Raw genomic sequence first — 21,156 nt, forward strand, 5'->3', positions numbered from 1 at the left:
ATTAAAACCATCTTCGTCCAGGGGCCTGTTCCCGGCTTCAGACTCCTCATCGTTCTTCTCGTATCGGCAGCCCTGGTGGTTGCCGATGCGCGTTTCGACAAGCTCTCAACCGTGCGAAGTACCATTGCAACCGGTCTGGCGCCAGTGTACTGGCTGGGCAATGCGCCCTACGAATTCTCCGACTGGTTCGCCGGGCTATTTGAAAACAAACAGGATCTTCAGGAAGAGAATGAAGATCTCAGGGCCCGTTTGCTGATCCTCGAACGTCGCGCCCTGAAATACGCCGCCCTCGCTTCCGAGAATAACGAACTGCGCCGCCTGATGAACTCGTCAGAGGTACTGGATGACCGCGTTATCGTTGGCGAGGTGGTCGGTGTCTCTCCGGATCCCTTTTCCCATGAGGTCATTATCAATAAGGGTCGCAGTGACGGCTTGTCGCCGGGCCAGGCCATTCTGGATGCCCATGGTCTGATGGGCCAGGTGGTGCAGAGCAGCCAGATTACCTCCCGCGTCTTGCTGGTCTCCGACAGCAGTCACGCCGTCCCGGTGGAGGTTGTGCGTAACGGTTTGCGCGCCATCCTGCTGGGTACCGGCGACACCAATACACTGGATCTCGTTCACGTGCCGGACACGGCGGATATTCGAGAGGGCGATCTGCTGGTCAGTTCTGGTCTGGGGGGCCGTTTTCCGAGGGGCTATCCGGTCGCGGAAGTCAGCCGGATTTCCAAGGAGCCGGGCGAACCGTTTGTCTCCATTGAAGCCACACCCAAGGCCCAACTGAACCAGAGCCGTCTGGTGCTGGTGGTGTTCCCTCCGGAGAATGCCGCTCCGATCGAAACCGACGAGGCTGAGGGCGCGTCCGCTGCCAACGTCGCCGAAGATGCCAGCCAGGGAGGGCAGGACTGATGTTATCGGTAATCAGCTATCCGGTCTTCGTGCTTTCCGTGATCGTTGCCCTGGTGTTCAGTATTTCCCTGTTTCCGGTGGACTGGTTCGAGTTCCGCCCGGAGTGGCTGGGATTGGTGGTTTTCTACTGGACGTTCCGGGCACCGGCCCAGTTCGGTATCCTGCTGGCCTGGTGCCTGGGCCTGCTTCTGGATGTGCTGGAAGCCACGCCTCTCGGCGTGAATGCCATGGCCATGGCGTTGATCGCCTTCCTGGTGCTTACTATCCATCAGCGTTTGCGCATGTATCCAATGCCCCAGCAGTGCCTGATGGTGTTCCTGTTGTTGGGGATTAATCAGATGCTGGTGCATTTTGTGAAGCAGTTGCTGGGCGCCGATGACGCCGGATTCAGCTACCTCTGGCCGGCCCTGACCAGCGCGCTGGTATGGCCCATATTCTGTATTCTCCTGGACAACATTAACCGCAAACTGGGTTAGCCATGCCATCAATCATTCTCGCCTCGGCTTCGCCACGCCGGGCGGAGCTGTTGCAGCAAATCGGCCTGAATTTTTCGGTTCGTCCGGCGGACATAGATGAAACCCCGGAGCCCAATGAAACCCCGGAACACTATGTCGAAAGATTGGCGCGGGAAAAGGCACTGACCGTCTCTGACTCTTCCCCGCACAGTCTGGTCCTGGGATCGGATACCTCCGTGGTGCTCAATGGAGAGATACTCGGTAAGCCGTCAGATCCGGCAGACGCCCGGGAAACCCTGGCCCGTCTCTCCGGTGCGACGCATCACGTCATAACGGCCGTGGCACTGGCCACAACCGGCCAATGTCACTCAACCCTGGTCATTACAGAGGTAAGTTTCAGGCAGCTTTCCAATGCCGAGATCGATGCCTACGTGGCCAGTGGCGAACCCATGGACAAGGCCGGAAGTTATGGAATTCAGGGCCTTGGTGGTATTTTTGTTAATGAGCTCCGGGGTAGCTACAGTGCCGTGGTTGGTCTGCCGCTGCAGGAAACCGCTGCATTGCTGGCTGGTGCCGGTTACCCGGTCTGGAAAAACTGGCCGCGCAGTCTGGAGAGCCAAACATTATGAGCGAAGAGATTCTTATCAACGTCACCCCGGTGGAAACGCGGGTGGCCCTGGTTGAAAACGGCATGCTGCAGGAAGCCTACATAGAGCGCACCAGCAGGAAAGGCATTGTCGGCAACATCTACAAGGGCAAGGTGGTGCGCGTTTTGCCGGGCATGGAAGCGGCGTTCGTCGATATTGGTCTGGAACGGGCTGCATTCATCCATGCGTCCGATGTGGTTCCGAGTCAGTCCAATGGCGATGAGCCCGTCGATACGCCGAAAACCGTTCCCGATATTCGAAGCCTGCTTCGGGAAGGGCAGTCACTGGTCGTCCAGGTTACCAAGGACCCGATCGGTACCAAGGGGGCCCGTCTGACCACCCAGCTTTCAATTCCGTCGCGGTATCTGGTGTTTATGCCTGGTGTCAGCCACGTTGGTATTTCGCAGCGAATTGAGGACGACACCGAGCGGGCCCGCCTGAAAACCCTCGTTGAGGAGGCCGCCGCCGAGGATCAGGATGTTCAGGGCGGCTACATTATTCGGACGGCCGCAGAAGCGGCTCCACCTGAGGATCTGATTGGCGACATGGCCTACCTGCACCGGTTGAGCCAGTCCATCCACGAGCGCATTACCCGGGTTCAGGCGCCGGCGGTTGTGTATCAGGATCTGCCCTTGTTTATCCGCACCATCCGGGACCTGATCCGGCCCCAGACCGAAAAGGTACGTATCGACAGCCGCGAGAGCCATCAACGGGTGATGGAGTTTGTCGAAGAGTTTGTTACGGAATTTGCCGACAAGGTCGAGTATTACCCGGGCGAGCGTCCCATTTTCGACCTTTACTCGGTCGAGGACGAAATCCAGAAGGCCCTGAGCCGAAAGGTGCAGCTCAAGTCCGGTGGTTATGTGATCATCGACCAGACCGAAGCCATGACCACCATTGATATCAATACCGGGGCGTTCGTCGGGCACCGGAATCTGGAAGAGACCATCTTCAAGACCAACCTGGAAGCGGCCCGGGCCATCAGTCGTCAGCTGCGCCTGCGAAACCTGGGCGGCATTATCATCATCGATTTTATCGACATGGAAGATCCCGAGCACCAGCGGCAGGTACACCGGATGCTGGAGAAGATGCTGGAGCGAGATCACGCCAAGACCAAGATCACTGGCGTCTCCGAGTTGGGCCTGGTGGAAATGACCCGCAAACGTACCACCGAGAGCCTTGGTCAGGTGCTCTGTGAACCCTGCCCCATTTGTGATGGGCGGGGTTTTCTGAAAACCACCGAGACCGTTTGCTATGAGGTTTTCCGGGAAATTCTCCGGGTAAATCGTGCCTATGATGCCGAGAGCTATCTGGTGATGGCCTCCCAGAGCGTGGTGGATCGCCTGCTGGATGAGGAATCCGACAACGTGGCCGATCTTGAAACCTTTATCAGCAAGACCATTCGCTTCCAGGTGGAGCCCTTCTACAGTCAGGAGCAGTACGATGTTGTTCTGCTCTGATCCCGGGAAACTTCGCCGGTTACCGGGTTAAGGGGTCTGAATGCCCTCCGCTGACCACGAACCGCCGCTTCCGGAGAATCTGCCCGAGAGCCCTCCGGTTCGGCTTTTGGCGAGGCTCTCCAGCCTGATCTGGTGGATGCTGCTGACACTTCTGGTGCTGCTGGCCCTGTACGCCGGTCTTGGCCGTCAACTGACCCAGAATGTGGACAGCTTTCGCGATGATCTGGCTCGTGAGCTGTCAGACCGACTGGGCCATGATGTCAGTATCGGTGGTCTTTCATCCCAGTGGTACTGGCTGGACCCCGCCTTTACGGCCAGCGACATTCAGGTCACCAACCCTGACACCGGAATTGTTGTTGCCAACCTCCAGCATCTGAACATCCGCTTTGCTGCGCTGGCCTCGCTAACGCGCCTGAGGATTGTCTTCGAGGACTTCGAGGCAGACGGCCTGGAGCTGACCGTGAATCAGGAGCGCGGCGGTGATGTGGCGGTGAGAGGCGCAGAAATACCGGAACCGGTCAGCAATCAGTTGCAGGAGTGGCTGGAGCTTGCCGGCGACTGGCTCTCCGATCCTTACGTCAAGATTACTCGCGTCAATCTTGGTCTCCGGGATAATCAGGGCAACCTTCGTCACCTTGATATTCCCCAGCTGGATCTCGACTACCGCCGTGGCTTGTTCCACGCGTCAGGCCGTGCCATGCGGTCTGGCACCACTCAGCAGCTGGCCAGTTTTTCCCTCGTGGGCCAGCACTTTTTCCGGGGCGACTTTACCGGCCAGTTGTACCTTGGTGTGGATTCGGGCCGGCTGTTCGACGGACTGATTGACGAGTACCAGTGGCGATCCCTTCGGGTGGAAGGCTTCGATCTTGGCGGGGAAGCCTGGCTTACGTTCCGCAACGGTCTGCTCCAGCAGGTGACCGGTACGGTGCGGACCCCCTATCTGCAGTTGGGTGTCGGCTCCGAATCTCTGGCGCCACTGGAAGACATCCGGGCGAGATTTGGCTGGCGTCGCCACGATACGGTGATGACCGACGAGACTGTGGTCGAATCCGGGGCCTTCGCCCTTGGCGAATGGCATCTCAAACAGCTCCAGTGGACCTGGGACGGCGATGTGGTTTCACCTTTCAGTCTGAGACTGGCGCCCTCGGAGGGAGGTATGTCAGTCATTGCCGACGCCCTGCCGCTTGCGCCTACGCGTCGCCTGGCGGCGCGGCTTCCGTTGTTGCCAGAGCGTGCACTCCGGGCCCTGCAAGACTATCGGCCCGGTGGCTTTCTGGACCAATTGAGAATTTTCTTTCCCGAGGGCGCCCCGGAAGACTTTCAGCTTTCCGGCCGATTGCGTGACGTCAGTGTCCGGGCCCATGGCGGCGCGCCCGGCGTCACCTCTGTAAACGGAGACATCGCTCTGGACCGGAACAGAGGATATGTCCGGGTTGCCGCCGGCGAGTCGCCTGTTTCACTGGATTTCCCGGAGCTTTTCGAGGGTGCCTGGTCATTCCCGGTACTTGAGGGCGAAGTGGCCTGGCTGCTGGATGGCGCTATTACCCGCGTGTTTTCGGATGGCGTCCGGATGCGTTACGGCGAGACCACCGAACTGGACGGTGCTTTTGATCTGAGGATGGATCGAGAGGGTGAGGACAATCTGGGGCTGAAGGTGTCGGTGAAAAACGGCAACGCCGACATGCTGGCGGATTTCGTTCCGGCAAAGGCGGTAAACCCCGGGTTGTATGATTGGCTTACGACGGCCATTCTCGAGGCCGATATTACCTCAGGGACGTTTTTCGGCCATGGCCAGATAGGTTCTGGGGCGCCCCGGGGCTCCTTCGTCACCTCAATGATCTATGAATTCGATCAGGCATCTGTCCGCTACGATGACGCCTGGCCGGAGGTCACGGGTGCCCGGGGCAGCGTCAGGGTTCACAATGGCGACACGCTGGTCCGACTAGAAGCAGGTCAGACCGGGGGCCTCGATCTCTATCCCGGGACGGTTCGCGTGGTGCCCTCGGATCAAGGCACCCGGATAAGGGTGGACACCTCGGCTCGGGTGCCCGGTGAGTCGGTTGGTTTCTGGATGGAAAACAGCCCCCTGGGTGATATGGCAGGCACAGAGGCCCAGAAACTTGAGTATGGTGGTCAGTATCAGCTGGATCTCGGTATTGACCTGTCATTGGGGGCGGAGCAGCCCCCCGTGGTTGAGGCAAACATTGCCGTTCAGGAAGGCTCCGTCTCCTATCCTTCCGCAGGGTTGGCCTGGCAGTCGGTTCAGGGTGAGCTGACTTACCACAGTGAAAACGGCTTCTCCGGTGGCCCACTGGCTGCCGAATTCTTCGATGAACCGGTAACCATCGCCTTCAGCAAGTCCCGGGCGAGCAATGCCCTTACCATCCGCCAGTCGGGCACGCTGCCGGTGCCCGGGGTATTTGAGCGGACGGGGCTTGGGAGCAGTTCGGGTTTTGGTTTGCAGGGCAGTGTTACCTATACCGCGGACCTGGACGTGGGATCGGATTCAACGTCGGGCATCCGCGTGCGGTCCACTCTTGAGGGGCTGGCGGTTGACTGGCCGGAGCCACTGTCAAAAACGGCGGATGAGGCCGCACCGCTGCGGGCAACCATCAATCCCTCGGCCGCCGGTGGGCTTGGCATTGCGGGCGACTGGGAAAACCGCGCAACGTTCGATCTGCTATGGAAAGAGACCGGGTTCGATTTGCGCCTTGGACGCCTGCACCTTGGCCCGCAGGTGTTGAACGATATTGATATCAATGCCCTCGATCTTGGTGACCGGTGGGTGGTGACCACCAGCTCGCAACGCGCTGAAGGCCGACTGACAATTCCGCAAAATGGCGACACGGTGAAGGCCGATTTTCAGGTGTTACGGCTCGTACGCAACGAGACACCCCCTGAGGATTCGCCGGAATTACTGACCCTGGAAGAGCAGCTGGAGGCGTTCCGTGCGCTGGATATGGGAAACTGGCCGGATATCGATGTCTCGATTGCTGAACTGCAACTGAACGAGGAATCTTTGGGGCAGTGGGCCTTCCAGCTTCGCCCGGAACCTTTCCGGTTGCAGGTGAATGGCATCGAGGGGCGCCTGAACTCCCTGACACTGCTGGGCGACATGAGCTGGAGCATCGTCGGGGACCGGGAAACCAGCCGGTTTAAAGGGTCCATCAGCGGGGGTGCCCTTGCAGATCTGAACGAGCTCCTCGACACAGAGATGCCGGTCACCAACGAGGGTACCAATATCGAACTGGATCTGGACTGGCCCGGCCGTCCGGATGAGCTTTCCATACCGGATCTCAGTGGCTCGGTCAGTCTCAGGCTGGATGAGGGTGTGATCCTGGAGCGAAACAACACGGCCCAACTGTTCCGGGTGTTCAATCTGCTGAACTCTGACACCCTATGGCGCCGGCTGAAGCTCGACTTTTCCGATCTGTATGAGCGGGGTGTGGCATTTGACGCGATCTCGGGCAAGGCGCAGATAGTCAATGGCTTGCTGACCATGGATCCGGAACTGCAGATAGTGGGCCCATCCGGCGCCTTCAAACTCAGTGGTACGACCAATATGGCCAGCGAGGAGCTGGATATGCGGCTTGTGGTTGTGTTACCCCTGACCCAGAATCTGCCATTGGCGGCACTGCTCATGGGTGCCGGTGCGCCGATCGGCGGCGCCTTGTTTGTGCTGGACAAGATTCTGGGCGATCCTTTGAGCAGGCTGACCAGCGCAACCTACAGCGTGACCGGCACGTGGGACGAGCCGGAAGTGAATCTTCAGCGGGTTTTTGACACCGGCGAATAACTTTTCTGTTTGGCAATATCGGAGGCAGTCATGAACAAGCGTGTTTCCAACCGGGTCGCAGCCATCCAGATGGTCAGCGGTCATGACATCGAAGCCAATCTGCGCGAAGCGGAACAGCTGCTGGCCCGGGCTGCCGAGCAGGGCGCCTCGGTTGCCGTACTGCCCGAGAATTTTGCGGTTCTGGCCACCAGTCAGATGATTGATCGTGGTCGCCAGGAAGCGGGTCCCGAGCCTGTCATCAGAACCTTCCTGGCCGAACAGGCCCGGAAACTGGGTCTATGGATCGTTGGCGGATCGATGCCCGTTGCCAAACGACCGGACGGCTCAGATCTGGAGGATCGGGTCAGGGCAACCTGCATTGTCTTTGATGACCAGGGCAAGGAAGTTGCCCGTTACGACAAGATTCACCTGTTTGATGCCATGGTGGAAGACGCCCATGGTCAATACCGTGAATCGGACACCTTCGAGCCCGGCGAACAGATAGTGACCGTGAATACGCCCGCGGGAAAGCTGGGGCTGGCTATCTGTTACGATCTGCGCTTTCCGGAACTGTTCCGGCTACTGCGAGAGCAGGACGTCGACTGGATTTGCCTGCCAAGCGCTTTCACCTGGCAGACCGGTGATGCCCACTGGTACCCCTTGATCCGGGCGCGCGCGATCGAGAATCAGGTATGGGTAGTGGCACCCGGCCAGGGTGGACAGAACAGCGAGCGCCGTCGCACCTATGGCCACAGTCTGATTTGTGATCCCTGGGGCAGGGTGGTGACGGAAATGGGAGAAGGCCCGGGTCTGGTTAGCGCCGATTTGGATTCAGATCAGGTAGCCAATCTGCGTACCCGTATGCCGGTGTGGGGGCATCGTCGGCTCAAAGGCTGAAATTCACATGGCCTCAGCGTCGTCGATGCATTCACGAAGATAGCGGAACAGTTTCCGGGCCTGGCCGGTGTTCTTCTGTTTCTCTACATCTTTTCGGGCATTGCGCGCCAGGTTACGCAGGTGCTGCATATCGGCACTGGGGCAGTAGCTGAAGAATTCGCCAACAACAGAATCGCCTTCGGCAATCATCCGGTCCCGCCAGCGTTCCGCCAGGTGATGTCTGCGGGTGTGTTCCTCGCTACCGGCATCGAAGGCGTCGATGGCTTTCGCCAGGGCTTCGGGATCATCTTCCTGTCGGATGACCTTGCCGATGTATTGCAGGTGTCGTCGTTTGGCCTCGTTCTGGCGAATACGACGGGATTCTTCAATGGCAGCATGAAGGGTGTCGCTGATCGGCAGCGTTTCCAGCTGATCGTTGCTCAGGTCCAGCATCCGCTTGCCCAGATCCTGCAGGGCATGCATTTCCCGTTTCAGCTGGGATTTGCTGGGACCGTCGTATTCGGGTGTTTCGTTGTCGTGGTTGTCTTTCATAAGCTCAGCCTGATTGTCGGGTTACGCTTTGCTAACCCGACCTACAAAAAAAGATCACCCAACCGCAGGTCGGATTAGCGAAGCGTAATCCGACACCCGATCAGGTATAGAAATTCCCGCCCGCCGTAGGTCGGATTAGCGAAGCGTAATCCGACACCCGGTCAAGCATAAAAAATCGTCGCGAGGCCAAGAAAGGCCATGAACCCGACCACATCGGTAACGGTCGTGAGAATCACACTGCCTGCCAGGGCCGGGTCGATATTACGCGATTTGAGAAACAGTGGCAGAACCGTGCCCACCAGCGCTGCGGCAACCAGATTGATCACCAGCGCAGCGGCGATGATCGCGCCAATCAGTACCTCCTGGAACCAGAGCATGGCGGCACCGGCCACCACGGCGGCCCAGAGCAGGCCGTTCAATATCCCTGACAGAAATTCCCGGTTCAGCAGCCAGCCCACGTTGGCGCCGCTGATCTGACCCACGGCCATGCCGCGAATCACAAGTGTAAGCGTCTGACTGCCGGCAATGCCGCCCATACTAGCAACAATTGGCATCAGTACTGCGAGCGCCACCACTTTGGCGATCGTGTCTTCAAATAGCCCGATGACGCCGGATGCGGTCAGTGCCGTAATCAGGTTGATGCCCAACCAGACGGCACGGCGACGGGTGGTTTTCCACACCGGCGCAAAAGTGTCCTCGTCTTCATCCAGACCCGCCATGCTCATCAGGGAGTGGTCCGCATCCTCCCGGATAACGTCAACCACGTCATCGATGGTGATGCGACCCAGCAGTCGGCCTTCCTCATTTACCACCGGCGCCGAGATCAGATCGTAGCGCTCAAACAATGTCGCTACCTTGGTGTCGGAGAGGCTCACGGGAATAGGCTCGATGTCGGTATCCATTACTTCCCGCACGGTAGAGGCAGGATTCGATACCAGCATTTTGGTAATTGGCAGCATGCCAATGAAATCATCGCGGCGACTGACCACGATGAGGTTGTCGGTCATCGGCGGTAGATTGCGATGTCGGCGCAGGTAACGTAGTACAACGTCGATGCTGATGTCCGGACGCACGGTAATGGTGTCCGTGTTCATCAGACCGCCGGCGGTGTCCTCCGGGTAGGAGAGAACTTCCTCCACGCGCTGGCGGTCCTGCTCGTCCATGGTGTCCAGAACTTCCTGGATCACCGTATCCGGCAGCTGCTGCAGCAAGTCGGCCAGGTCGTCCGACTCGAAATCCTCGATGATATCCGCCAGTTCCTGAGCGTTCAGCTGGCTCAGGAAGTAACCACGGATATCGTCGCTCAGGTACTGGAGAACTTCCCCTTCCAGCTGCTTGTCGACGAGATTCCACAGCAGGGCACGCTGCCGGGGCGGTGAGGACTCCAGCAGATGGGCAATATCACTGGGGCTCAGGCCACCGTTCAGGATGCGGGCAACCTGCTTCAGTGCGCCACTGTCCAGGGCTTCGCTCAGGGAACGAAGGCGCTGGCGAGCCTGGCTTTTTTCCAGAATATCGGTCATGAATCACCCGGCGTCAGAAAACGCCTGTATTATAGCGGAGTTAGCCGCTATCGGTGAGAAAGAGTTGTAGGTGAATGCCGTACGGAAAGGGAATTACTCGCCCTCACCGAAATAGTCGTTGATCAGTTCCACCAGTGCCTCAATGGCCTGTTCTTCGTCCGGCCCTTCGGCAATGAGTTCCACATCGGTCCCTTTGCTGGCGGCCAGCATCATCACCTGCATGATGTTCTTCGCGTCCACATCCCGGCCTTTGCCACTGATACGCACGCTGCTGTCGAATTCGGATGCCGTGTTGACGAGCTTCGCCGTAGCGCGCGCATGCAGGCCCAGTTTGTTGATAATGGTAATGGGGCGGCGAATCATGGTTCGATCAGATCTCTTCCCGAGTCTGCAGGTGTGGCAGTTCGGTGTGGCGTACCTGCACATTGCTGTAACGTTGCCGGAAGTACTCACCCAACTGCTCGCACACGTACACAGACCGGTGCTGACCGCCAGTACACCCAATGGAAATGGTCATGTAGCTGCGGTTACTGTCTGCGAAAGAGGGCAGCCAGGTATCCAGGAATGATTTCAGGTCTTCGATCATCTTCCGGCTTGCCGGTTCTTTTTCCAGAAACTCGATAACCGGCTGATCCGTACCCACGTATTTCCGGAGGCTGGTATCCCAGTATGGGTTGGGCAGGCAGCGGACATCGAAGACGTAGTCGGAATCCAGCGGCACACCGTGTTTAAAGCCGAATGATTGGAATAACAGGGCCAACTCCTGATCTTTCCGGCCCACCACCCGTTGCTTCACCATATCCCGGAGTTCGTACATGGACATGCCGGTGGTATTCACGTACAGGTCGGAAAGTTTGGAGAGGGGCTCCAGCAGTTTCTTTTCGCTGGTAATGGCTTCCCGGAGAGAGGTCTTGTCGTCACTCAACGGATGCTTTCTGCGGGTAGCGTGGAAACGCTGCAGAAGCGACTGCTCGTCGGCGTCCAGGAAGATGATTTCAACGGTAACCCCGGTTTCCTGGAGGCGCCGGTATATCTCCTCGAAATTAGCCAACTCCCCGGAAAGGTTTCGGGCATCGATACTGACGGCCATCTTGCCCAGTCGGCCAGGCCTGGTCTGGCTGGCAGCTTCCCGTGTCAGGGGGAAGAGCAGGCCAATAGGAAGATTGTCGATGCAATAGAACCCGAGGTCCTCCAGCACATGAAGTGCGGTACTCTTGCCCGAACCGGACCTGCCACTGACGATAATCAGCTTCATGACCACCTTACCTCCACTGCAGTGAATATCAGCCGCCTGAGGCGGTCATGCGCTGGTACAGCGTGCTGGCGTCCTCGCATTGCCGGAGGCGATCACAGAATGACCGCTCGTTGAACTTCTCGGCCAGTTGGCTGAGCAGCTCAAGGTGTTCGCTGGTTGCCTCTTTTGGAACGATCAGGGCAAAGATCAGATCTACCGGCTGATTGTCGATAGCATCGAACTCCACGCTTTCTTCAAGCGTCATCAGCACACCCACCACGTGGTCCAGTCCTTCCAGGCGGCAGTGGGGAATGGCGATTCCCTGGCCAATGCCGGTGCTGCCCAGGCGCTCACGGGAAATCAGGTTATTGAAGAGCTGGGTCTCGCTGAGCGTGTTGTCCTGATGGTTTATTTGCTCGGCAATAAACTCCAGGGCCCGTTTCTTACTGGACGCAGCTACCCTGCAGAGGGTGAGCTCCGGAGCAAGAATGTTGTCTATGGTCAGGGATGTGTCGCTCATAGATCGACTGCATTTCCGTTAAAAAAAGGCTGCGACACGTTACTCGTGTCGCAGCTCGATTAGATGAAGTACATGAAAACAGCCCGTTAGCGAGAGCCGTTTCCGTGCATCCGTTCGACATTCTTTTCCTTGTGCTTGAGGATCTGACGGTCCAGCTTGTCGATAAGGGCATCAATGGCTGCGTACATATCCTCGTTTTCTGCCTTTGCGTGAATCTCACCACCGACCACGTGCAATGTGGCTTCCGCAATCTGGCGCACCTTTTCCACTTCCAGGGTCACCTGGCAGTTGCTGATGTGGTCAAAGTGACGCTCGAGCTTCTCGAACTTCTCTGAAACGTAATCCTTCAGTGCGGGAGTCAGTTCTACGTGATGGCCTGAAATATTGAGTTGCATAGGCGTCTCCTGTCGTCATCATGCCGGCTCCCGGGAGCCGGTCTGGGTGCTGGCGCATTGTGCGCCGGCGAATACGGTGTTGCGTCCCGTCCCGGGGTATTCAGACCAGCCGCTTGCGTTCGTTGGACGGCGGAATGTGCATGGCCTCCCGATACTTGGCAACGGTGCGTCGCGCAACCTTGATACCCTGTTCCCCTAGCATGGCTGCAATTTTACTGTCGCTCAACGGCTTTTTGGGTGTTTCGGCGGCAATCAATTTCTTGATCATCGCGCGGATGGCCGTGGAGGAGCATTCTCCGCCCTCATCAGTGCTTACATGGCTGGAGAAGAAATACTTCAGTTCGAAAATACCCCGGGGGGTATGCATGTATTTCTGGGTGGTTACCCGTGAAATCGTTGATTCATGCATTTCCACCGCCTGGGCAATGTCCGAGAGAATCAACGGCTTCATTGCTTCCTCGCCGTAGTCCAGGAACCCCTGCTGGTGCTCGACAATACGGGTCGCCACTTTCAGCAGGGTCTCATTGCGGCTCTGCAGGCTTTTGATAAACCACTTGGCCTCCTGTAACTGATCGCGGAGGTAGGTGTTGTCTGCACTGCTGTCTGCACGCCGTATAAGTGAAGCATAGCTGGCATTCACCCGGATGCGCGGTGCAATTTCCGGATTTAGCTCAACACGCCAGCGGCCATTGTGCTTGCGAACGATGACATCAGGAATCACGTAGTCGGGCTCGGCGCGATCAATCACGTCGCCCGGGCGCGGATTGAGGCCGGTAATCAACGCAAGGACTTCCCTGAGCTGATCTTCTTTCAGGCGGCTGCGACGCAACAACTGGGCGTAGTCACGGTTGCCCAGCAGGTTGATGTAGTGGGTGATCACCAGGCGTGCCTGGGCGAGCCAGGGTGTGTCCGGCGGCAGCTGGTTAAGCTGGATCAGCAGGCATTCCTGCAAATCCCGGGCAAACACGCCGGGGGGGTCGAAGTGCTGAAGGCGATGCAGGACGGCTTCCACTTCATCCAGTTCAAGGGGGTCTTCCTCGTTCTCATCCAGCAGTCCGGCGTGGATTTCTTCCAGCGGGCTGGTGAGATAGCCCCGCTCGTCCACAGCGTCCATCAGGGCGTGGGCAATGGCCTGGTCCCGCTCACTCAGGGGAGTCAGGTTGAGCTGCCATTCCAGGTGATCCTGAAGCGTCTCGGTGGGTGAGTTGCGGGTCTCGAAATCGTGATCGTTCTCGTCGTCATTGCGGGCTGCCGGAGCGGGCGCGGACTGGTAAATGTCGTCCCAGGCGGTGTCGACCGGCAGGTCGTCCGGAATGTTATCCGGGATATCGTTTTCCGACGACCAGTCGGGGCCGTTTTCTGATTCGTCCCAGTCGCTGGACGGTTCCGGCGTGGTCTCCGCAGCAGACTCGGCAGCGTTGGCCTCGCGCTCGTCACTCTCGGTGGCCGTGTCGGTCTGATCGTCGTCCTCGGATGTCTCCAGCATGGGGTTGGATTCCAGTGCCTGCTGGATTTCCTGTTGGAGGTCGAGGGTAGAGAGCTGGAGAAGCCGGATCGCCTGTTGCAGCTGGGGTGTCATGGTCAGGCTTTGACCCAGCTTTAACTGTAAGGAGGCTTTCATAACCATGGTTCAGGATCCGTCACTCATCAGCGCTTTGTGTCATAGGTCTTGAAAAAATCTTTATATGCCGGTTACTTGCCGCGGTTTTTATTTACCCTAGCAAGTTCTTTGCCGAGTTTACTTGCTACAGATCATCAAAACAATGAGCCATTCACTGTCACAGCCTGAATTCGTCCCCGAGGTAAACTTCCTTGACCTGTTGATTGGCCAGAATCGCATCGGCATTGCCAGAGGCGATGATGTGCCCGCCAGAAACAATGTACGCGTTCTCACAGATATCGAGAGTCTCGCGCACGTTGTGGTCGGTGATCAGCACGCCAATCCCCTTGTCCCGCAGATGCCGGATGATGTGCTTGATGTCGCTGACGGATATAGGGTCAACGCCGGCGAAGGGCTCATCCAGCAGGATGAAAGCCGGCTCCATGGCCAAGGCCCGAGCAATTTCCACCCGTCGCCGTTCACCACCGGACAGGGACATTCCAACGCTGTCCCGGATATGGGTGATGTGGAATTCCTCCAGCAGCTCCTCGAGCTTTTTCTGCCGGTCTGCCTTGCTCAGGCCCTGCCGCGTCTCAAGGATCGCCATGATGTTGTCGCGCACAGACAGTTTGCGGAACACCGAGGCTTCCTGTGGCAGATAGCCGATGCCCTGGCGGGCCCGGCCGTGCATCGGCAGCGGCGTAATATCCCGGCTGTCGATGGTTATCCGGCCGTGATCTGCGGGTACTAGCCCTACGATCATGTAGAAGCAGGTGGTTTTCCCTGCGCCGTTGGGGCCTAGCAGTCCGACAATCTCTCCGCTTCGAATTTCCAGGGAAACGTCGATAACCACTTTTTTCTGTTTGTAACTCTTTGCCAGGTTACTGGCTCTCAGAACTGCCATCGGTTTCCTGTTTGTCAGTGCGTCTGTCGGCGCTGCGCGGCTGGATCACCATTTCTACCCGGCCACTGCCATCGCCCGTGTCGGCGCCGCCCTCTGCGGTCACAACACGTCCAGCGGTATCATAGTGAATCACGTCGCCGCGGAACAGGTTGCCATTCTGCTCAATGACAGCTTCTCGTTCAAAGGTCAGCTGGCTGTCGGTAGCAGACCAGGTAATGTTCAGGGCGCGGGCGTCGGTTTCACCCTCACCCTCGCGCGCCGGCTGCCTGTATCTTGCGGGGGTTCCGGAAGCCTCGATCCGGCTCAGGCCGTCCTCTGTGCGGTACAGGACCACACGCTCCGCATTCAGGCGGGTATTGCCCTGCTCGAGCTCCACATCCCCGGTGTAAGTAGCAATGCCCTGGCCATCGTCCAGGCGGGCGTTGTCGGCGGTGACCTTGATGGGGATGTCGGAATCAAGGTCGAAAGCGGCCACCGGGCCAGCCACTGCGACTGTCAGCAGGGCAACCAGCAGGCTCCGGTATCGGTTAGTTTCCGGTTTCATAGCGTCCTTCCACCTGGGAGTTCAGTTCCAGAATCCGCTCGTCAATCCACGCTTTCATGCCCGTGGCCCGGGTAACTCCGGTAACGTCGCGTATTTCTACGGGTGCGTCTGTATATACCATGCCCCGGTCGTTATCCAGAGTCAGTGTTGATGTTGTCAGAGTGGCGTCCCGTTCACCAATACTGCGCTGAATCCGGACATTGTCAGTGAGATAGACCAGGTTCTGGTTTTGCAGCAGGCTGCCATTCTCAGCTTCAACAATCCAGGGCAGGACATTGTCGCCGCCATACAGTTCGGCACGGGGAGACTCCATGGTGGCCAGGTTACCTTCCTCAAACTGCTCAATGCGGGGGCTGGAGAACCGGATTTTCAGCTTGCCCGATTCGTCAAATGACGTGTACTTGCCATTCACCACGAAGCCGTCCGGCTCGGCATCGCCCCTCAGCGCCGCTGCTTCATCATCAATGACCGGCGGCTCATCGCTTTGCCAGAGCAAAAAGACCGCTGCTACCAAAGTGCCAGCCAGCGCCAGTGTTCGCAGCCAGGGCCGGTCCGGGAGCCAGTTCACGCCTTGAGCTCCAGATAGGGCGCAAGCGCAGAATCAAGCTTTCCATGGGCAGTCAGCAGCAGGTCGCAGGCTTCCCGAACCGCGCCCTCACCACCACGTGCTTGGGTGCAGTAGTCGGCATGTTGCTGCACCAGCCAGTAGCCATTGGGCACGGTGATTCCCAGCCCGGCGAACCGGAGCGCCGGCAGGTCTGGCAGATCATCGCCCATGTAAGCAATGGCCTCAGGGCTGATATCCATGGTGCTGACCAGTTCCTGCAGGGCCACTTTTTTGTCCTCACGCCCCTGCATAAGATGCGGGATGCCCAGATCACGCATGCGCTTTTCGGTCAGGGGCGACTTTCGACCGGTAATGACGGCCACAGTAATGCCGGCCGCCATGAGTTGCTTGAGTCCGAGGCCGTCCAGAATGTTGAACGCCTTGAGTTCATCACCGTTGGCGCTGAAGTAAAGCTTGCCATCGCTCATGATGCCGTCCACATCCAGTGCGATCAGTCGGATTTTGGCGGCTTTTGCCAGCAGTGGGTCCGGCCATTGGTGTTTCATGTTGAATGGCTCCTCATGGCCCATCAGATTACGCCGGCCCGCAGGAGGTCGTGCATGTTGATCGCGCCGATGAGGGCACCGCTATCGTTTGTCACGGGCAGGGCATTGATCTTCATTTCCTCCATGATATTCAGCGCTTCTGCCGCCAGATGATCAGCCTGGATGGTTTTGCCATTCCGCGTCATCACCTCATTGATGGGCGTATTATGAATATCAACCGACCGGTCCAGAGTCCGGCGCAGGTCACCGTCCGTAAATATTCCGGTAAGGGTGCCTTCCTCGTTTACGACGGTGGTCATACCCAGCCCCTTACGGGAGATTTCCAGGAGAGCGCCGCTCAGGAGCGTGCCCTCGTTAACAACGGGGATCTGATCGCCCGTATGCATGATGTCGGAAACCCGCAGCAGCAGCCGGCGGCCGAGGCTGCCTCCGGGATGGGAGAACGCAAAATCCTCGGCACTGAATCCGCGGGCCTCAAGCAGTGCGACTGCCAGTGCATCGCCCATGACCAGGGTGGCCGTTGTTGAGGAGGTGGGCGCCAGGCCCAGGGGGCAGGCTTCCACCATAACGCTGACATCCAGGTTGGCGACGGCTTCCCGGGCCAGGGTGGACGCGGCATTGCCGGTCATGCTGATCAGCGGAGCGCCCATGCGTTTGATCAGCGGCAGAATCGTGACCACCTCGCTGGTGTTGCCGCTGTTGGAAATGGCGATGACAACGTCCTGTGGTGTGATCATCCCCATGTCGCCGTGGCTTGCTTCTCCGGGGTGCACGAAAAACGACGGTGTGCCGGTACTGGCGAGGGTAGCCGCTATCTTGTTGCCGATGTGGCCGGATTTGCCCATGCCGGTCACCACAACGCGGCCCTTGCAGTTCATGATGACTTCGCAGGCTCGGGTGAACTGGTCGTCGATCCGGCTTTCAAGTGCGTCAATGGCGTCACGCTCGATGCGAATGGCGCGGATGGCAGAAGATCGGAAATCGTGGGCAGTCTGTTCGGTCATCGGGCTACGGGCCTGGCTATCGGGACATTGAAAATGTTGGGCAGAGTATACCATTTTCCCCCGGCAACGATGCCCGGTTACAGGAAGTTCAGTCAAACTGATCATTGCTATCAGTACATTTTGCGCTCTTTGGATTGAGCTCGGGCGCTCCATGGCATAATGTAGCGCCTCTTTGAAAGGTAGGGATTATGGATTCACCGGCTTACATATCGCTCAAGGATGTCGTGTTTTCCCGTTCAGGGCGCCGTATCTTCGACGGTGTCAGTCTGGATATTCCACGCGGCAAAATTACCGCCATTATGGGGCCCAGCGGAACCGGTAAAACCACGCTGCTGCGTCTTATTGGTGGTCAGCTCAAGCCGGATTCCGGCAGTGTTGTGGTGGACGGCCACGAGGTGCCAAAACTCAAGCGCAAGGCTCTCTACAGTCTTCGCGAACGGATGGGTATGCTCTTTCAGAGCGGGGCGCTATTTACCGACCTGAATGTCTTCGAGAACGTTGCCTTTCCGCTCCGCGTGCATACAGAGTTGCCGGAAGACATGATCCGCGACATTGTTCTGATGAAGCTGGAAGCTGTCGGCCTGCGCGGCGCCCGCCAGCTGATGCCCTCGGAATTGTCCGGTGGGATGACCCGCCGGGTTGCCCTGGCCCGCAGTATCGCCCTGGATCCCGAACTTATCATGTACGACGAACCCTTCGCCGGTCAGGATCCGATTGCCATGGGCGTGCTGGTCAAGCTGATACGGGATCTGAACAGTTCCATGGGACTGACCAGTGTGCTGGTTTCCCACGATGTACCCGAATCCCTGAGCATCTGCCATTACGCCTGCATTATTTCTGATGGCAAGGTAATCGGTGAGGGCACGCCGGAGGAGCTGCGGGCGCATCCTTCCGGTAAGGTTCAGCAATTCCTTCAGGGGCAGCCGGATGGGCCGGTGCCATTCCATTACCCGGCGGACGGTGCTGCCCGGGACTTCGGCCTGTCGGGAGGTGCCTCTTGATGGACAGAATAGCGGCATTCGGGCGCCTCGGGCTGGATATCGTCTCGTCATTCGGCCGTTCCGGTCGCTTTCTGGCGGGCGTTCTGGGCGGTGTGCCCCGGCCGGCCACCGGCTTCCCGCTTCTGCTGAAGCAGCTATACGCCGTTGGCGTGCTTTCTCTGGTCATTATTGTGGTGTCGGGCCTGTTTATCGGCATGGTGCTGGGGCTTCAGGGGTACACTATTCTGAGCGACTACGGCTCGGAAGCGGCCATCGGCCAGATGATTGCGCTGACCCTGGTGCGTGAGCTTGGCCCGGTGGTGACAGCATTGCTGTTTGCGGGCCGGGCGGGTTCGGCGCTGACGGCGGAAATTGGCCTGATGAAAGCCACCGAGCAGCTATCCAGTATGGAAATGATGGGCGTGGACCCGTTGCGACGTGTCATTGCGCCTCGCCTCTGGGCCGGGTTTATTGCCATGCCGGTGTTGGCGGTGATTTTCTCGGTGGTCGGCATCTGGGGCGGTATGCTGGTGGGGGTGGACTGGCTGGGCGTGTTCGAAGGCTCCTTCTGGGGCAACATGCAGTCGTCGGTGGATTTTGTAGATGATGTCCTGAACGGCGTCATCAAAAGCGTTGTTTTTGGCTTTGTCTGCGCCTGGATCGCGGTCTTCCAGGGCTATGACTGTGTGCCAACATCGGCAGGGATCAGTTCGGCGACCACCAAGACAGTGGTGTACTCATCGCTGGCGGTTCTGGGACTGGATTTTGTTCTGACCGCTGTCATGTTTGGCGATTTCTGAAACATCGATCAACGAGAAAATACCGGAGCCGGAAATGGCACAGAGAACCACTGAAATCGTAGTTGGCCTGTTCATGATCGCAGGCTGCGCAGCGCTGCTTTTCCTGGCGCTGCAGGTTAGCGGGCTGTCGCCGAAGTCGGCCGAGAGCACCTACACCATTTACGCCAATTTCAACGACACGGGCGGGCTCACGCCCCGCGGTCGCATCTCCATGGCCGGTGTAACGGTTGGCACCATTGAAGCCATCAGTCTAAATAAGGAAACCTTCCAGGCACGGGTGGAGATGTCGATTCATTCAGATGTGGACAATATCCCGTCAGACAGTTCCGCAGTTATACGTACATCCGGCCTGCTCGGCGAGCAGTACATTGATATATCGATAGGGGCCGAAATGGATTCGCTGAAAGAAGGCGATACCTTCTATTCCACACAGTCTGCCATGAACCTGGAGCGGCTGATCAGCAACTTTGCATCGGGCCGTTGATTCGGGCCGGGAAGATCAAACAGGAGATCCTGATGTTTGCACTGAAACACCACATTCTGATCGGCCTTTTCATGGCCATGGCTCTGGTCGCGCCGACCCAGGCTAGCGAAGCCGAGGAGCTTCGCAAGTATGTGGAAGCCAATACCCAGCGGCTGGTGGACAAGCTGAACGAAGAACGGGGACTCTATGAGCGGGATCCAGAGGCTTTCTATAAAAGCATGGATGAGGCTTTGACTGATTTCGTGGACTTCCGTCGCATCGCTGCCAGGGTGATGGGTCGCTACGCACGTCAGACTACGCCCGAACAGCGGGACGCGTTTGTGGTGAAGTTCAAGCGCAGTCTTTTTGACAGCTACGCTCAGGCCCTGGTGAGTGCCGAAGACTTCGAGATCCAGGTTAAAGAAGCGACCATCAACCCCCAGAGCGACGATCGAGCCTCTGTGCAGATGGAAGTGATCAGTGCCTCCGGTAATCGTTATCCGGTGACCTACTCAATGTACAAAACCGGCGACGGCAAGTGGCTCATGGAAAATGTCATTGTTGAGGGTGTCAACATTGGCTTGGCTTTCCGGGATCGTTTCGGCCAGGAAATGGAAGAAAACCGCGGCCAGATCCAGGCGGTGATTGACGGCTGGAGCGACGCTGTTGAAAGTTTGAACCTCGATCAGGAAGTCAACAAATCATGACAAGCGGCTCGCCGGTGGTTCAGCTCATGGACGGCGCGCTCGTCGTTACCGGTGAAGTGAACACAGACACCGTGATCAGCTTGAGAAAGCAGGGTGAGAAGCTGATACGTTCGGCCTCTGCCGATCTGGTGGTGGACCTCGATGGGCTGGTGACGGCCCACAGTGCTGTTCTCTCCATGCTGCTCTGCTGGCAGCGTTTGGCGCATCAGGCGGGCGTTGCCCTATCGTTTCGTGGCGTCAGCGGCCGTCTGGCCTCGCTGGCAGCCCTGAGTAATCTTGATGATCAACTCGAGGGGTTTGGTCCGGAAGCCGTCCATCCCGCCCATTGATTTTTCCGGCCTTGCGCCCTTTGATTACCGGACGCTAAAGCTGACCCGAGCGCCGGAATTGGTTACAATCTCGCCCCTGATTTCAAAACACCCGAGGATTTTCTATGGATGCCGCCCAAGTCACCGAGCTGGTCAAGGAAGCGTTGCCCGGCTGTGAAGTTCAGGTACAGATTGATGGTACCCATTACCTGGTCGTCGTGGTGGGTGATGTATTCGAAGGCCTGCCGACTATCAAGCGCCAGCAGCTGATCAACAAGGCGCTGTTCCAGCAGATCATGGATGGCTCGATTCACGCCCTTCATCCAAAAGCATTTACTCCGGCCGAATGGGCTGAGCGCCAGGGCTGAACGGCCCGGACAAAACAGGATA

24 protein-coding genes are annotated in these 21,156 nt (G+C 58.1%); 12 read left to right on the forward strand and 12 right to left on the reverse strand.

The features are described from left to right. Positions 1-9 precede the first annotated feature (9 nt). The 6 genes from mreC to ACWJ62_RS03530 are packed head-to-tail and all read left to right on the forward strand — an operon-like array spanning position 10 to position 8,140. A complete protein-coding gene (gene mreC, locus ACWJ62_RS03505; RefSeq protein WP_449285347.1) occupies positions 10-906 on the forward strand; it encodes a rod shape-determining protein MreC in 897 nt (298 codons plus the stop codon). Further along, the gene (mreD, locus tag ACWJ62_RS03510; protein WP_449284940.1) at positions 906-1,382 is read left to right on the forward strand and encodes a rod shape-determining protein MreD; all 477 of its coding nucleotides are present in this window, start codon (positions 906-908) and stop codon (positions 1,380-1,382) included. Before mreC ends, mreD begins: the two co-directional genes overlap by 1 nt. Positions 1,383-1,384: 2 nt before the next feature. After that, the gene (locus tag ACWJ62_RS03515) at positions 1,385-1,990 is read left to right on the forward strand and encodes a Maf family protein (protein ID WP_449284941.1); all 606 of its coding nucleotides are present in this window, start codon (positions 1,385-1,387) and stop codon (positions 1,988-1,990) included. Next, positions 1,987-3,468 (forward strand): ribonuclease G, encoded by a 1,482-nt coding sequence (rng, locus tag ACWJ62_RS03520; RefSeq protein ID WP_449284942.1) that lies wholly within the window; start codon positions 1,987-1,989, stop codon positions 3,466-3,468. The genes ACWJ62_RS03515 and rng overlap by 4 nt, the downstream gene beginning before the upstream one ends. Positions 3,469-3,508: 40 nt before the next feature. Continuing rightward, positions 3,509-7,264, forward strand: a complete 3,756-nt coding sequence (locus tag ACWJ62_RS03525; protein ID WP_449284943.1) for a YhdP family phospholipid transporter — start codon at positions 3,509-3,511, stop codon at positions 7,262-7,264. A gap of 30 nt (positions 7,265-7,294) precedes the next feature. After that, positions 7,295-8,140, forward strand: coding sequence for a carbon-nitrogen hydrolase family protein (locus ACWJ62_RS03530; protein ID WP_449284944.1), 846 nt, complete (start codon positions 7,295-7,297; stop codon positions 8,138-8,140). 3 nt (positions 8,141-8,143) lie between these two features. Here the strand turns inward: ACWJ62_RS03530 and yjgA are convergent, their stop codons facing one another. The 12 genes from yjgA to ACWJ62_RS03590 all read right to left on the reverse strand — a co-directional run bounded on the left by yjgA (position 8,144) and on the right by ACWJ62_RS03590 (position 17,508). After that, positions 8,144-8,671 carry a ribosome biogenesis factor YjgA gene (gene yjgA, locus ACWJ62_RS03535; protein WP_449284945.1) on the reverse strand — a complete coding sequence of 176 codons (528 nt, stop codon included), beginning with the start codon at positions 8,669-8,671 and terminating at the stop codon, positions 8,144-8,146. A 161-nt stretch (positions 8,672-8,832) separates the two neighbouring features. Continuing rightward, positions 8,833-10,194: a magnesium transporter gene (gene mgtE / locus ACWJ62_RS03540; protein ID WP_148609499.1), complete on the reverse strand. Its 1,362-nt coding sequence runs from the start codon at positions 10,192-10,194 to the stop codon at positions 8,833-8,835. A 93-nt stretch (positions 10,195-10,287) separates the two neighbouring features. Further along, entirely contained in the window at positions 10,288-10,557 is a 270-nt protein-coding gene (locus tag ACWJ62_RS03545; protein ID WP_148609500.1) for an HPr family phosphocarrier protein, read from the reverse strand. Positions 10,558-10,564: 7 nt separating this feature from the next. Further along, a complete protein-coding gene (gene rapZ, locus ACWJ62_RS03550) occupies positions 10,565-11,449 on the reverse strand; it encodes an RNase adapter RapZ (protein WP_219120404.1) in 885 nt (294 codons plus the stop codon). A 28-nt stretch (positions 11,450-11,477) separates the two neighbouring features. After that, positions 11,478-11,948 (reverse strand): PTS IIA-like nitrogen regulatory protein PtsN, encoded by a 471-nt coding sequence (gene ptsN, locus ACWJ62_RS03555; RefSeq protein WP_014577742.1) that lies wholly within the window; start codon positions 11,946-11,948, stop codon positions 11,478-11,480. An 86-nt stretch (positions 11,949-12,034) separates the two neighbouring features. Beyond that, positions 12,035-12,343, reverse strand: a complete 309-nt coding sequence (hpf, locus tag ACWJ62_RS03560) for a ribosome hibernation promoting factor (RefSeq protein ID WP_014577741.1) — start codon at positions 12,341-12,343, stop codon at positions 12,035-12,037. Between the two features lie 100 nt (positions 12,344-12,443). After that, on the reverse strand, positions 12,444-13,970 hold the full coding sequence (locus tag ACWJ62_RS03565; RefSeq protein ID WP_449284946.1) for an RNA polymerase factor sigma-54: 1,527 nt from the start codon (positions 13,968-13,970) through the stop codon (positions 12,444-12,446). A 151-nt stretch (positions 13,971-14,121) separates the two neighbouring features. Beyond that, positions 14,122-14,847 (reverse strand): LPS export ABC transporter ATP-binding protein, encoded by a 726-nt coding sequence (gene lptB, locus ACWJ62_RS03570; protein ID WP_449284947.1) that lies wholly within the window; start codon positions 14,845-14,847, stop codon positions 14,122-14,124. Further along, positions 14,825-15,391: a lipopolysaccharide transport periplasmic protein LptA gene (gene lptA, locus ACWJ62_RS03575; RefSeq protein WP_449284948.1), complete on the reverse strand. Its 567-nt coding sequence runs from the start codon at positions 15,389-15,391 to the stop codon at positions 14,825-14,827. The genes lptB and lptA overlap by 23 nt, the downstream gene beginning before the upstream one ends. After that, complete coding sequence (gene lptC, locus ACWJ62_RS03580; RefSeq protein WP_449284949.1) at positions 15,375-15,959, reverse strand: LPS export ABC transporter periplasmic protein LptC; 585 nt, start codon at positions 15,957-15,959, stop codon at positions 15,375-15,377. Before lptC ends, lptA begins: the two co-directional genes overlap by 17 nt. Then, positions 15,956-16,504, reverse strand: coding sequence for a 3-deoxy-manno-octulosonate-8-phosphatase KdsC (gene kdsC, locus ACWJ62_RS03585; protein WP_449284950.1), 549 nt, complete (start codon positions 16,502-16,504; stop codon positions 15,956-15,958). The genes lptC and kdsC overlap by 4 nt, the downstream gene beginning before the upstream one ends. Positions 16,505-16,527: 23 nt before the next feature. Then, positions 16,528-17,508 (reverse strand): KpsF/GutQ family sugar-phosphate isomerase, encoded by a 981-nt coding sequence (locus ACWJ62_RS03590; RefSeq protein WP_449284951.1) that lies wholly within the window; start codon positions 17,506-17,508, stop codon positions 16,528-16,530. A gap of 188 nt (positions 17,509-17,696) precedes the next feature. Here ACWJ62_RS03590 and ACWJ62_RS03595 point away from each other — a divergent pair, with 188 nt between their 5' ends. The 6 genes from ACWJ62_RS03595 to ACWJ62_RS03620 all read left to right on the forward strand — a co-directional run bounded on the left by ACWJ62_RS03595 (position 17,697) and on the right by ACWJ62_RS03620 (position 21,134). Beyond that, positions 17,697-18,509: an ABC transporter ATP-binding protein gene (locus ACWJ62_RS03595; protein WP_449284952.1), complete on the forward strand. Its 813-nt coding sequence runs from the start codon at positions 17,697-17,699 to the stop codon at positions 18,507-18,509. Continuing rightward, positions 18,509-19,288 (forward strand): lipid asymmetry maintenance ABC transporter permease subunit MlaE, encoded by a 780-nt coding sequence (gene mlaE / locus ACWJ62_RS03600; protein ID WP_449284953.1) that lies wholly within the window; start codon positions 18,509-18,511, stop codon positions 19,286-19,288. The genes ACWJ62_RS03595 and mlaE overlap by 1 nt, the downstream gene beginning before the upstream one ends. 34 nt (positions 19,289-19,322) lie before the next feature. Further along, positions 19,323-19,772, forward strand: coding sequence for an outer membrane lipid asymmetry maintenance protein MlaD (gene mlaD, locus ACWJ62_RS03605; RefSeq protein WP_449284954.1), 450 nt, complete (start codon positions 19,323-19,325; stop codon positions 19,770-19,772). Positions 19,773-19,804: 32 nt separating this feature from the next. Continuing rightward, positions 19,805-20,458, forward strand: a complete 654-nt coding sequence (locus ACWJ62_RS03610) for an MlaC/ttg2D family ABC transporter substrate-binding protein (protein WP_449284955.1) — start codon at positions 19,805-19,807, stop codon at positions 20,456-20,458. Further along, the gene (locus ACWJ62_RS03615) at positions 20,455-20,787 is read left to right on the forward strand and encodes an STAS domain-containing protein (RefSeq protein ID WP_449284956.1); all 333 of its coding nucleotides are present in this window, start codon (positions 20,455-20,457) and stop codon (positions 20,785-20,787) included. The genes ACWJ62_RS03610 and ACWJ62_RS03615 overlap by 4 nt, the downstream gene beginning before the upstream one ends. Positions 20,788-20,891: 104 nt before the next feature. Then, complete coding sequence (locus tag ACWJ62_RS03620; protein WP_296934749.1) at positions 20,892-21,134, forward strand: BolA family protein; 243 nt, start codon at positions 20,892-20,894, stop codon at positions 21,132-21,134. The last annotated feature ends 22 nt before the right edge of the window (positions 21,135-21,156 follow it).

It is taken from the genome of Marinobacter sp. PE14 (assembly GCF_053566155.1).

Bases quoted from the DNA above. Each gene is read 5' to 3' on its own strand.
- mreD (WP_449284940.1), top strand. From the start codon at position 906: ATGTTATCGGTAATCAGCTATCCGGTCTTCGTGCTTTCCGTGATCGTT.
- ACWJ62_RS03515 (WP_449284941.1), top strand. From the start codon at position 1,385: ATGCCATCAATCATTCTCGCCTCGGCTTCGCCACGCCGGGCGGAGCTG.
- rng (WP_449284942.1), top strand. From the start codon at position 1,987: ATGAGCGAAGAGATTCTTATCAACGTCACCCCGGTGGAAACGCGGGTG.
- ACWJ62_RS03525 (WP_449284943.1), top strand. From the start codon at position 3,509: ATGCCCTCCGCTGACCACGAACCGCCGCTTCCGGAGAATCTGCCCGAG.
- ACWJ62_RS03530 (WP_449284944.1), top strand. From the start codon at position 7,295: ATGAACAAGCGTGTTTCCAACCGGGTCGCAGCCATCCAGATGGTCAGC.
- yjgA (WP_449284945.1), bottom strand. From the start codon at position 8,671: ATGAAAGACAACCACGACAACGAAACACCCGAATACGACGGTCCCAGC.
- mgtE (WP_148609499.1), bottom strand. From the start codon at position 10,194: ATGACCGATATTCTGGAAAAAAGCCAGGCTCGCCAGCGCCTTCGTTCC.
- ACWJ62_RS03545 (WP_148609500.1), bottom strand. From the start codon at position 10,557: ATGATTCGCCGCCCCATTACCATTATCAACAAACTGGGCCTGCATGCG.
- rapZ (WP_219120404.1), bottom strand. From the start codon at position 11,449: ATGAAGCTGATTATCGTCAGTGGCAGGTCCGGTTCGGGCAAGAGTACC.
- ptsN (WP_014577742.1), bottom strand. From the start codon at position 11,948: ATGAGCGACACATCCCTGACCATAGACAACATTCTTGCTCCGGAGCTC.
- hpf (WP_014577741.1), bottom strand. From the start codon at position 12,343: ATGCAACTCAATATTTCAGGCCATCACGTAGAACTGACTCCCGCACTG.
- ACWJ62_RS03565 (WP_449284946.1), bottom strand. From the start codon at position 13,970: ATGGTTATGAAAGCCTCCTTACAGTTAAAGCTGGGTCAAAGCCTGACC.
- lptB (WP_449284947.1), bottom strand. From the start codon at position 14,847: ATGGCAGTTCTGAGAGCCAGTAACCTGGCAAAGAGTTACAAACAGAAA.
- lptA (WP_449284948.1), bottom strand. From the start codon at position 15,391: ATGAAACCGGAAACTAACCGATACCGGAGCCTGCTGGTTGCCCTGCTG.
- kdsC (WP_449284950.1), bottom strand. From the start codon at position 16,504: ATGAAACACCAATGGCCGGACCCACTGCTGGCAAAAGCCGCCAAAATC.
- ACWJ62_RS03590 (WP_449284951.1), bottom strand. From the start codon at position 17,508: ATGACCGAACAGACTGCCCACGATTTCCGATCTTCTGCCATCCGCGCC.
- ACWJ62_RS03595 (WP_449284952.1), top strand. From the start codon at position 17,697: ATGGATTCACCGGCTTACATATCGCTCAAGGATGTCGTGTTTTCCCGT.
- mlaE (WP_449284953.1), top strand. From the start codon at position 18,509: ATGGACAGAATAGCGGCATTCGGGCGCCTCGGGCTGGATATCGTCTCG.
- mlaD (WP_449284954.1), top strand. From the start codon at position 19,323: ATGGCACAGAGAACCACTGAAATCGTAGTTGGCCTGTTCATGATCGCA.
- ACWJ62_RS03610 (WP_449284955.1), top strand. From the start codon at position 19,805: ATGTTTGCACTGAAACACCACATTCTGATCGGCCTTTTCATGGCCATG.
- ACWJ62_RS03615 (WP_449284956.1), top strand. From the start codon at position 20,455: ATGACAAGCGGCTCGCCGGTGGTTCAGCTCATGGACGGCGCGCTCGTC.
- ACWJ62_RS03620 (WP_296934749.1), top strand. From the start codon at position 20,892: ATGGATGCCGCCCAAGTCACCGAGCTGGTCAAGGAAGCGTTGCCCGGC.